Below are 10816 nucleotides of genomic sequence, written 5' to 3'. Positions count from 1 at the left end.
ATGGCTGAGATCGAAACCGACGTGCTTATCATCGGCACCGGGCCTGCGGGCTCCGCAACAGCGGCGCTTCTGTCAAGCTACGGCATCGCAAATATGGCGATCAACCGCTACGGCTGGCTGGCCAGCACCCCCCGCGCCCATATCACCAACCAACGCACGATGGAGGTGCTGCGCGATCTGGGGCAGGATGTCGAAGCCGAGGCTTATATGCATGCGGCCCACCAGGACCTGATGGGCGAGAATGTCTTTTGCGAAAGCCTTGCAGGGGAGGAGATCGGCCGGGTGAAAAGCTGGGGCAACCACCCTCTGTCAAAGGCCGAGCACCTGCTGTCCAGCCCGACGATGATGAATGACCTGCCGCAAACCTTCATGGAGCCGATCCTGTTTTCCACCGCCTGCAAGCGCGGCACCCAAGCCCGGATGAGCACCGAGTATCTGAACCATGTACAGGACGCAGAGGGCGTGACCACCACCTGCCGCGACCGCCTGTCGGGCCGCGAATTCACGGTCCGGTCAAAATACCTTGTCGGTGCCGATGGCGGCAACTCGCTGGTGGCGCAGAACGAAAACCTTGCGATCGAAGGCAAGATGGGCGTCGGCGGGTCGATGAACATCCTGTTCCGCGCGGATCTGTCCAAATATGTCGCTCACCGGCCAAGCGTGCTCTACTGGGTGATGCAGCCCGGCGCCGATGTGGGGGGTATCGGCATGGGGCTGGTGCGCATGGTGCGGCCTTGGAACGAATGGTTGATCGTCTGGGGGTATGACATCAACGAACCCGCACCCGTTGTGGATGAGGCGATGGCAACACAGGTCGCGCGGCAGCTGGTCGGCGACCCGGAGCTAGAAATCGACCTCATATCGGCCAACACATGGACCGTGAACAACGCCTATGCGCCTCGAATGCACAATGGCCGCGTCTTTATCATGGGTGATGCGGCGCACAGGCACCCGCCGTCGAACGGGCTTGGCTCCAATACTTCGATCCAGGATAGTTTCAACCTCGCCTGGAAACTGGCCGCGGTGCTGAATGGCCAGGCCGCGCCTGTGCTGCTGGACAGCTACACCGCCGAGCGCGCGCCGGTTGCCAAGCAGATTGTAACCCGCGCAAATCAGTCGATTAGCGAATTCGGCCCAATCTTTGAAACCCTTGGCATGACCGGTAGCGTCGGCCTGGAGGAGATCCGGTCCAGCGTGGCTGCCCGCTGCGATTCCACGCCCGAGGCGGAAAAACAGCGCGCAGCCATCCGCGAGGCGATTGCTTTCAAGAAGTACGAGTTCGACGCCCATGGGGTGGAAATGAACCAGCGCTATAAATCCGATGCCGTGGTCACCGACGGGCAGATGGAACCGGCATTCGAGCTGGACGCGGAACTGCACTATCAGCCGACCACCTGGCCGGGCGCTCGGTTGCCGCATGTCTGGGTGTTTGACCACGGCACCGGCGAAAAGCTTTCAACCCTCGACCTGTGCGGCAAGGGCGCCTTTACCCTGCTGACCGGCATCGGTGGCGAGGCCTGGGAGGAAGCCGCAGAAGACGTGGCCGCCGAGTTCGGCCTGCAGCTGACGGTGCGCTTGATCGGACCGCGGCGTAAATACGCAGACCATACCGGTGATTGGGCGCGGGCATCGGAAGTTGCCGATTCCGGCTGTATCCTGGTCCGTCCCGACCATCACGTCTGCTGGCGTGCCGAGGAAATGGCCTCGGATCCCAAAGGCGAATTGCGCCGGGTGCTTTCCCGAGTTTTCGGCCGCAGTGCTGCGGCTTCCATGGCAGCGGAGTAACACCATGTTTGATGAACACGAAAACGGCTACTTCACCGAGGAAACCAGCGCCGAGGTTGTTGCCGCCCGCAACGCCAAGGCCGAAGATGAGCGGCTGCGCGATTGCGTCAACATCCTGGTGAAACACATCCACGCCGCCATCAAGGAAATGGAGCCCAGCCAGGAGGAATGGTTCAAGACCATCATGTTCCTGACGGAAACGGGGCACACCTGCGATGACTGGCGGCAGGAGTTCATCCTGCTGTCGGATATCATGGGCGTCTCCATGCTGGTGGATGCGATCAACAACCGCAAACCTTCCGGCGCGTCCGAAAGCACGGTGCTTGGCCCCTTCCACGTGGCTGAGGCACCAGAGTTGCCGATGGGGTCGAATATTTGCCTTGATGGCAAGGGTGAGCCGATGCTGGTCAGGGGCCGGATCCTCGACACGGACGGTACCCCGGTCGCGGATGCCAAGATCGACGTCTGGCAGGCCAATGACGAGGGGTTTTACGATGTGCAGCAAAAGGGCATCCAACCCGATTTCAACCTGCGCGGCGTCTTTCGCACCGGCCCTGATGGCACCTACAGCTTCCGGGCGGTAAAGCCGAAATTCTACCCGATCCCGGATGATGGCCCGGTGGGCAAGTTGCTGCGCTCCCTTGGCCGACACCCCTACCGGCCCGCGCATTTCCATTACATCCTCGAGGCTGATGGGTTTGAGAGTCTGACCACCCACATCTTCGACCCGGATGACCCCTATATCAACTCCGACGCCGTCTTTGGCGTGAAAGAGAGCCTGATGGCCAAATTCGACCTGATCGAAGACCGGGCAGCGCAGCAAGAAGCCGGATTTGATGAGGCCTTCTATCTGGTGGAACATGACTTCGTTCTGGCAAAGGGCTGACCGCATGACGAAACCCTGCATCATCTGTGTCGCGATCACCGGATCCCTGCCGCGCAAGGCGCATAACCCGGCAGTGCCGGTTACTGTCGAAGAACAGATCGAAAGCACCCATGCCGCGTTTGAGGCCGGGGCCAGTATCTGTCACGCGCATGTGCGTAACGAGGACGAGACGCCGTCCTCAGATCCCGAGACCTTTGCACGCCTCAAAGAAGGGCTGGAAAAACACTGCCCCGGCATGGTGATCCAATTCTCCACCGGGGGACGTTCAGGTGCTGGCAAGGAACGGGGCGGCATGCTGCCCTTGCGGCCGGACATGGCGTCGCTTTCGGTGGGGTCAAACAACTTCCCGTCCCGCGTCTACGAGAACCCACCCGATCTGGTGGACTGGCTTGCAGCAGAGATGCTCGTCCATGATGTGAAGCCGGAAATCGAAGCCTTCGACCTCAGCCACATTCACCAGGCCGCGCGGATGCAGGCGGACGGGCGTCTGAAGGGGCCATTATACATTCAGTTTGTCATGGGGGTGAAAAACGCGATGCCTGCCGACCGCGATGTCTTTGACTACTACGTGAAGACAGTGAACCGCCTGTTGCCCAGCGCAGAATGGTGCGCGGCGGGGATCGGTCAGCACCAGCTGACCCTGAACGAATGGTGCGTCGCTGAAGGCGGCCATGCACGGACTGGTCTGGAGGACAACATACGTCTCAGCAAGGACCGGCTCGCGTCGTCAAACGCCGAACTGGTGGCAAGGGTGGCGGCGATCTGTCACCGCCACGGCCGCCCGGTCGCCACTCCGGCCCAGGCGCGGAAGATCCTCGGCTTAACCTGACCGCAAAGCTCCGTTCGGCCAGCCAATGCTGAAGTGATCCGGCAAAACTGGGCAATCGGCATTGCCAAGTTTTCTGACGTGGATTGTGATAGGGGTGAGACCGAGCATTTAGGCGGATATTTCGACTGCATATCCGTCCCACAGGGCAAAGGCGTCAGCTCGGGCGTGGCGATAGGTCAGAGCGGCAAAGTCATAGCGGCGGGGCTGACGAGAATGTCGAGAACGTCTCCCGTTGGCATCGATGGCCCACCCGCTTTTGCCCACTGTCCGTGGCCTAGTCTGTGGGCGAGTTCGATCAGTCTTGCCAGTGGTATAGAATCATCCCATATAGTAAGTTAATCTAACTAACTTAACTGAACGCAGTGTCTGGGCGCTTTCCAAGACTTTGCGATCCTAGACACCAGGGCAGATGTCATGACACAAACCAAACGATTTGAAACCGTAAGGATGCAGGTAAAGAGTTGGTCTGAAACCATAAGCAGCCACACTCAGCGAAGCGCCTTAGTCGAGGAACTCAGGGACGTTTTAACCCCTGTTGTTTTACGACACCTGCCTGAATCTTTGCAAATGTCAAAGACACATCCAGCGATTGACGAATGGATCACATCACGCTCCGCTGAGAGCAACGTAATGCTGGTTCGTGATCGCGCCAGCGATAGACTGCTTGGCCTCTTGATCCTGGCTGAGTGTTCGGAATCCGAATTCCTTACAACGGTTCATTTGGGGTATCTATTTTCAGAAGAGGCTTGGGGAAAGGGATATGCGACCGAACTGATCGCGGGGCTCGTCACCCGGTGCAAGGACGAAGGCCAATCCGTGCAATTATTTGGCGGTGTGGAAAACGGCAATACTGCGTCCTCCAGGGTTCTGCAAAAGAACGGATTTGAGTTGGTGGAAGACTTGTCAGACGCGACAACAGAGATGTTTGGTCTGTATATCCCCTACAACTTCGACAAACTCTATGGATCGACACCTCAGGCTCTTGGCGAGCCAACACAACTCTTTGTCGATTTTTTCAAGCGACACGCAGGCAATCATCTACGTTTATTGGACATTGGCTGCGGCCAAGGTCGCGACGCAATATTTGTCGGGCGCCTTGGGCACCGAGTTGTCGGGGTCGATCTCTCGCCTAATGGCATTCGTGATTTGAACGAAGCAGCACGCCGCGAAAACCTCAGCATTAAGGGAATCGTTTCTGACATCAGGACCTTCGTTCCCGATGGGGAGTTTGATGTGCTTCTTCTGGACCGTACGTTGCACATGCTTTCTGAGAAAGATCGATTGATCGTGCTGAAGCGATTGATCAGCAGCGTGTCAGGCGGTGGTTGGGTTTTGATCTCGGACGAACCTGAGAATATGCAAGGGTTCAAGGAGGTTATCACTTCGAGTACCGACGCTTGGGAGATCGCGCTGGATAGACCAGAAGCTCTGTTCGTTCGGCAGCTTCGTCGAGAATATGGATCAGAATCTGAAGCCTGACTTGGTGAAGCGGTCCTTCGCCAGGCTACGACAGAAATTTCCAAAAGGGCTCAGTGCTGCCGAATGCCAGCTCAGCAAGACCGATGGTTCTGAGGCAAAAGAAGCATCTCGCCAGAGCTTTGGCCAAGTTCTTCAAATCGTGCCGCCCGGGACGACACCATGACGTTCCCTCATTGGCAGCAGATGTTCGTGTGGCAGGTGGCGAAATCTGACTATGGGCCTTTTATACCCAATGCTGCAGCGGTTGATAGGTAACTGTCCGGTCTGCCCGCACCACCGGTGGTCATTGGTGATGGGTAGCGTCCCTTAGCGAGCAATTGGACATTATCGAGGTTTGGCATTCTAATACGCCGACGGAATTGGTCGAAATATGAGAACCAGGTCATCTGCACACAGATGCAGGTGCCGGATGTTTCGGTTGCTCAGGTTGCGCGGCGCTCCACTGTGAATCCCAACCAGGCCTTCAATTGGCGGAAGGAGCCGCCGTCTGCCGCAGCGGCTGATGAAAATCAGAAGTTGCCCGTTACCCGCGAGCCGAAGTTCTGGATGCTGAGCCTGCGTCAGCTCCGCCGGAAGCCGGGGCACAGATAGAGGTGGCGCTTTCCAATGGCCACCGCCTGAAGGTTCAAGGCGGCTTCGATCCCGATCTCGCTCGCCGCTTTAATCCGGGAGCTGGCTTCGTGATCCTGGCTCCTGCGGGCACGAAGACTTGGAAGCCGCTGACTGCTGGGAATTACTCCGCGATTGCAGACCCGTAGAATCCCCATTCCGCTGTGGCGGTAGATATTCCGGCCCATGCTGGATGCGCCCAAAACAACACCTCCCGATCCTGGCAAACTCCGTGAGCCGGCGGAGGGGTTGATTGATCTTGTGAGGGCCCAGGCTCTGAGGGTCACCGAACTGGAACACCAGCTTACAGGGCATAACCGGCACCGGTTCGGATCAAAACCGGAAAGCCTGGATTAGATTCAGCTCCGTCTTGAGGAGGAAGAGACCGCGGCAAGGCAGGTTGCCAGCGAAGATGTTCCCGCCGGTGATACTGAGGGGGCAGAAGTCCAAACCCAAGCGCAAACCGCTGCCGCCCGAAATGTCCCGGATTAATCAGGTTCTGACACTGGGTGAGACCTGCACATGCGGCCCGAAGCTGCGGGCCATTGCCGAAGGTGTGGCGGAGGAGCTGGAATATGTGCCGGGCCGATTTGTTGTGAACCGGATTGTCCGCCCGCGCCCTCTCGGCAGATTTGCTATGCAAAGCGCCTGCCGGACAATACATGGTCTGCCGTGATTGTGAGGGGATCGTTCAATCGGCACTGCGTTCGCACCCAATCGTGCGCGGACGCCCCGGTCCTGGTCAGCAAATGCCGACCACTGCCCCCCAGTACCGCCGATCGCAGTTATACGGACGGGAGAGGATCGATCTGGACCGTTCCCCCCTGGCAATTTGGATTGGCCGGTCTGCGGCACTGCTGGAACCACTGGCTGAAGCGATGGGCCGTCATGTGCGCGCAAGTCCGACCATCTCCTCGGATGATACCCCGATCAACTTGCAGGCAAAAGGCAAATGTGCCACCGCGTGGGTCTGAACCCTTATCCATGATGAACGGCCCTGCGGCGGAGCTGATCCGCCTGCCGCGCTCGGCATCGGCCTCGGACCGATGGCGGCCAATGCCTCACTACCGGCTCACATCAAACTGCAAAGGCGAGCATCCTTCAGCGCATCTGGCCAGCGACAAAGGCCGGATGCATGCGGATAGCTACACCGGCCTCAAAGAGCTGTACCGGTCCGGTGCAATCCGCGAGGTTGCCTGAATGGCGCAAAGCAGGGATCACCCGCGGGGCGCCAGAGCACTCTCACCGGACGGTCAGTTTGTTGACGGCAGTGATGTGCAAAATGGGCTTTTGAGAGTTACCGGCAACGGGAAAGATTCAGAACTCCCGACACGCAATCGCTAGGCATACCGCTCAATTGATCAAAGAGAGCAGATGCGCAGAAATCAATTTCAACTTCGCGTCCAAAAAACCATGGTCATTCCAAGCCCGACCACGATTACTATGGTACGAATGGCCGTTCTCGGAAGCCTTTTTGCGAGCTTTGCGCCGATATAACCGCCGATTGTCGCGGCCACCATCATGATTGTAGCTTCGCGTAAATAGACGATTCCAGCCAGCAAGAAGGTGGCGACAGATGCTCCCGACAGAATGAAGGAGAGCGCGTTCATCAGCCCGTTCATCAGGTTTATGTCGCGATAGCCCAAGCCAGAGAACAGCGCCAGCAATACGATGCCCAAGCCGCCATTGAAATAGCCGCCATATGTGGTCACGGTCAGGATGGTTGTGGTTTTGCCAATGGGGTTCACGCCCTTTTTGCTCTGGGTCCAGCTACGAATGTTCTCGTCAAAGGCAAACAGCAGCGTTGCAAACAGTAAAAGCCAGGGAACGATGAAACTAAAGACCGCGGATGGTGTGATCAGCAACAATATCGCGCCCAATACGCCGCCCACGACGGACAAACCGAGCAGCGCCAAAAGCGCGCCCCGATCAAAGATGCGGAGTTCTTCCATGAACCCAGCAGCACCACTCAGGTAGCCTGGAAACACCGCAACGGCGCTGGTTGCATTCGCGGCGATGGGCGGCACACCAACAAAGACGAGTGCTGGAAACGTCAGGAAACTACCCCCTCCAGCAATAGCATTCAGGACACCGGCAAAGAAGGCCGCGCCTGTGATGATGATAAAATCAATCAGCAAGATCTCCTGATTATAGGGATGGCACGCATCATGGCTCGGTCAATTCTCGCCTGAATGATGCTCTTAGCACCTTCAAATGGCGGCATCCAGCCCAAAGGAGACATTCCTTTTGGCACCGCCGGGCAAGAAGCCCCCAACAGGTCGGGCGGAAACCGGCCATTCGAAGTTAAGTTTACGAATGTCAGGTCCTGAGGTGATTTCCGGCTGGCAGTTGACCACGCCTATGACGAAAAGCTGGCTCTGAACTTCCGCGAAATTGTCTATCCTATGTTTCGCTGCTGCCTGACTGAAATTCTACCATAAGTTGGATTACTAATGTAACGTCGAGCGAGTCAAAAACGGTCAGAAGAGGTGAGGGAAACATGACGGCAGGCCCAATCGACGAAATCGAAGTCTGGTCGAAGAAGCTGGCGCCGTGGCGGCAGGATGCCCTGCGTCGGCTCGCAGTCAGCAATGAGCTATCCGGGGGCGATTTCGACGACTTGTTAGCGATGATCAAGGAAGCGGCCGGTTTTCAGCTCACCACGCCAGTTCCGGCACCCGTTCCTTTCGCCAAGGTGCATTTCGGCGGCGGAAAGCGAAAGCCGATCGTGCTCAAGAGCATTGCCAATGTGCAGAATGTTAATCGGCTCGTCGCGAAGGCAAGACTTGATTTTTGCCCTAAGGCGCTGACCGTAATATACGGTCGCAACGGTAGTGGTAAAAGCGGCTTTGTGCGCATCCTGCGCACCGCGTGCCGGACCCGCGTTGAGAATCCCGCCAAGCTGAAGGTCCTATCCGACGTCTATGGCGGCAGTACTGTGCCGCAGTCGGCCGAAATCATCATCGATGCGGGCAAAGGCGACACGCCGGTCGTTTGGACGGCGGGAATGATAGCGGCACCAGAGCTCACGCCAATCGCGGTGTTCGATACACTTTCCGCGCAGCTCTATGTCGATGGCGGTAGCCAAATACGCTACTTACCCTTTGGCCTCGCGCTTCCGCACCGTCTTAATAGCGTCTGCCTCAAGCTCAAAGAATCCCTCGACGCAGAGCGGTTAGCAGTCGTAGGAGACAAGGCAAGCCTCACGGAGATCATCTTCCCAGTCCAGCGTGACACGAAGGCCCAGTTATTTGGCCGCGAGTTGGACAGGGCTACAACCGATGCCAAGATTGACGACGCAGCCAAATTCTCAGCAGTGGATCAAGAACGCCTCGATGAGATTGCGGCGATCCTGTCGGCAGGTTCGGCGGCAGTCGCAGACTTGACCGCACTTATCGGATGGGTCGAGTCGATCGCAGACGAATGCGAAACCGCTGCGACTGCCTTTTCGGACACCGCCCTGTTTGGGTTCACGACCTTGCGCAATAGTGCCGTCACCGCGCGCCAGACAGCGCAATTGTCGGCAAGCGCTCTTTTCACGGACGAGCCGCTGCCCGGCGTGGGAAGCGAGAGCTGGCGCGCGCTGTGGGCCGCAGCGCGCGACTATTCGGTGAGCGATGCATATGGCAGTGCCGAGTTCCCAGTCACTAAGACCGAATCCGGTCCGGCAAACTGCGTTCTTTGTCAGCAACCGCTGCTTCCCGAGGGCACCGCACGGTTGCAACGTTTCCAGAAATACATGGACGATACACTCGACGTCGCCGCCACGAAGGCCGAGAAGGCGGTCACCGATGCCGTAGACGCGCTTCCACCATTGATACAGCTGAGCGCGAAAGGCTTCGCTGATCGGGGCGAGCAGATCCGACAGCGCGAGCCGAAGCTCGCCGACGCCTTGTTGAGTTTTCAGCTGTCGGCAACGCAGCGGCGCCAGGGTGCCATTGCGAGATTGGCAGGCGACGACAGCGCGTCAGTTCCGGCGCTCGACTCGCCGCATGCCTTGATGAAGGAATTGGCGAAGAAACTCAAAGACGAGAAGGGCGCGCTTGCTAAGGCTGGTGCGGCGCAGGAGCGCGAGAGGCTGGCCAGCGAGAAGGCCGAACTCGAAGATAAGAAGATCCTTGCGACCAATCGCACCAAGCTGGTTAAGCGGCGAGATCTCCTCGTAACCGATGCCGCGTACGCAAAAGCGCTCGCTGAAGTGCAGACCACGGGGATCACGAAGCGCGCAAACGATTTGGTTGATAAGCATCTCACATCGGCGGTGGTGACGCAATTCGACGCTGAGCGCGAGGGATTCGACATAATGTACCTCAACGTCGGCCTTTCGCGGAAAAGTGGTCAGACCAAGGCCGAATTCGAGGTCGATCCGAAGACAAAACTCACCAGGGTCACCTCGGAAATTCTCAGTGAGGGTGAGCAGCGGGCGCTCGCGCTCGCGGGCTTTCTCACTGAAGTGACACTGACCGACGAATCCGGGCCGATCATTGTCGACGATCCAGTATCATCGCTCGACCGCGACCGGAGCGCACGTGTTGCTAAACGACTTGCCGCAGAGGCTCACCAGCGGCAGGTAGTCGTGTTCCACCCACGATATCATCTTTTTCAACGAACTGTGCGGCGCTGCCGAAGGCCAGGGTATCGAGCCGACAACAATCGCCCTCTTCGGGGACCAAAACGCCGCTGGAAAAATCGATGCCGCTGGCATGGTATGGAAGGGTCTCAACGTCGCCAAGCGCATAGGCAAGATCAAAAGCGACTTTGCGCCACTGCCCAAGTTGCTCGCGAGCAGTCCGGCCGATTATGAATACAAGGTGAAGCACCTCTATGGCCGGGTGCGCGATACCTATGAGCGCGTGGTTGAAGAGATTATTTTCAGGGACATCGTTCGTAGAGGCACCGACGTCATCCAGACGCAACTGTTGCGCTATGTCTCCTTGTCGGATGCGCTCGCGATCCGATTTCATGAGGGCATGACGCGGGCGAACACCCACAGCCACGACAATCCCGCTGCAGATACTGTCCCGGTTCCCAAGCCGGAAGATTTCAACGCTGATATCGTAGCTCTGGAAAAACTCGTCTTGGACCTTAAGGCGGAAAGCGACGCAGCCGAGAAAGCGCGCCCGCAGATGAAACCAAGAAAATAAGAATGCGGCAAGATGCGCTGACGTCAAATGTAAGTCGTTGAACGTCGGCTATTGGGTTGCTCGGGCCAGAAGTCATGTCCTATC

The 10816-nt window shown here is 57.9% G+C and carries 11 protein-coding genes and 1 pseudogene; 10 read left to right on the top strand and 2 right to left on the bottom strand.

The window, feature by feature from the left end; translation table 11 throughout:
* From OO25_RS07975 to OO25_RS07965, 3 genes are read left to right on the top strand one after another with little or no spacing between them, the layout of a single operon-like run.
* On the top strand, positions 1-1785 hold the full coding sequence (locus OO25_RS07975; RefSeq protein ID WP_040179539.1) for an FAD-dependent monooxygenase: 1785 nt from the start codon (positions 1-3) through the stop codon (positions 1783-1785).
* Between the two features lie 4 nt (positions 1786-1789).
* The gene (locus OO25_RS07970) at positions 1790-2671 is read left to right on the top strand and encodes an intradiol ring-cleavage dioxygenase (protein ID WP_040175521.1); all 882 of its coding nucleotides are present in this window, start codon (positions 1790-1792) and stop codon (positions 2669-2671) included.
* A gap of 4 nt (positions 2672-2675) precedes the next feature.
* The gene (locus OO25_RS07965; protein ID WP_040179536.1) at positions 2676-3500 is read left to right on the top strand and encodes a 3-keto-5-aminohexanoate cleavage protein; all 825 of its coding nucleotides are present in this window, start codon (positions 2676-2678) and stop codon (positions 3498-3500) included.
* A 108-nt stretch (positions 3501-3608) separates the two neighbouring features.
* Here OO25_RS07965 and OO25_RS23220 read toward each other — a convergent pair.
* Positions 3609-3707: pseudogene (locus OO25_RS23220) on the bottom strand (IS6 family transposase); the annotation flags it as partial.
* A gap of 207 nt (positions 3708-3914) precedes the next feature.
* Here OO25_RS23220 and OO25_RS07960 point away from each other — a divergent pair.
* From OO25_RS07960 to OO25_RS23205, 5 genes are all read left to right on the top strand, one after another.
* Complete coding sequence (locus OO25_RS07960) at positions 3915-4979, top strand: GNAT family N-acetyltransferase (RefSeq protein ID WP_040179533.1); 1065 nt, start codon at positions 3915-3917, stop codon at positions 4977-4979.
* Between the two features lie 339 nt (positions 4980-5318).
* Positions 5319-5570 (top strand): transposase, encoded by a 252-nt coding sequence (locus OO25_RS23430; protein WP_082035298.1) that lies wholly within the window; start codon positions 5319-5321, stop codon positions 5568-5570.
* Positions 5571-6066: 496 nt separating this feature from the next.
* Positions 6067-6264, top strand: a complete 198-nt coding sequence (locus OO25_RS23215; protein ID WP_242407006.1) for an IS66 family transposase zinc-finger binding domain-containing protein — start codon at positions 6067-6069, stop codon at positions 6262-6264.
* Positions 6251-6562, top strand: coding sequence for a transposase (locus OO25_RS23210; RefSeq protein WP_052465619.1), 312 nt, complete (start codon positions 6251-6253; stop codon positions 6560-6562). Before OO25_RS23215 ends, OO25_RS23210 begins: the two co-directional genes overlap by 14 nt.
* A gap of 10 nt (positions 6563-6572) precedes the next feature.
* Positions 6573-6788 carry a hypothetical protein gene (locus tag OO25_RS23205; protein ID WP_052465618.1) on the top strand — a complete coding sequence of 72 codons (216 nt, stop codon included), beginning with the start codon at positions 6573-6575 and terminating at the stop codon, positions 6786-6788.
* A gap of 191 nt (positions 6789-6979) precedes the next feature.
* Here OO25_RS23205 and OO25_RS07945 read toward each other — a convergent pair whose 3' ends face one another.
* Complete coding sequence (locus tag OO25_RS07945; RefSeq protein ID WP_242407004.1) at positions 6980-7726, bottom strand: sulfite exporter TauE/SafE family protein; 747 nt, start codon at positions 7724-7726, stop codon at positions 6980-6982.
* 362 nt (positions 7727-8088) lie between these two features.
* Between OO25_RS07945 and OO25_RS07940 the strand changes: the two genes are divergently transcribed.
* Both OO25_RS07940 and OO25_RS23110 read left to right on the top strand, forming a co-directional pair.
* A complete protein-coding gene (locus OO25_RS07940; protein WP_197540510.1) occupies positions 8089-10392 on the top strand; it encodes an AAA family ATPase in 2304 nt (767 codons plus the stop codon).
* A gap of 7 nt (positions 10393-10399) precedes the next feature.
* On the top strand, positions 10400-10732 hold the full coding sequence (locus OO25_RS23110) for a hypothetical protein (RefSeq protein ID WP_197540509.1): 333 nt from the start codon (positions 10400-10402) through the stop codon (positions 10730-10732).
* The last annotated feature ends 84 nt before the right edge of the window (positions 10733-10816 follow it).

Source organism: Phaeobacter sp. S60, from assembly GCF_000826845.1.
GTDB lineage: Bacteria > Pseudomonadota > Alphaproteobacteria > Rhodobacterales > Rhodobacteraceae > Phaeobacter > Phaeobacter piscinae.
This window is presented reverse-complemented; position numbering and strand designations above follow the sequence as displayed.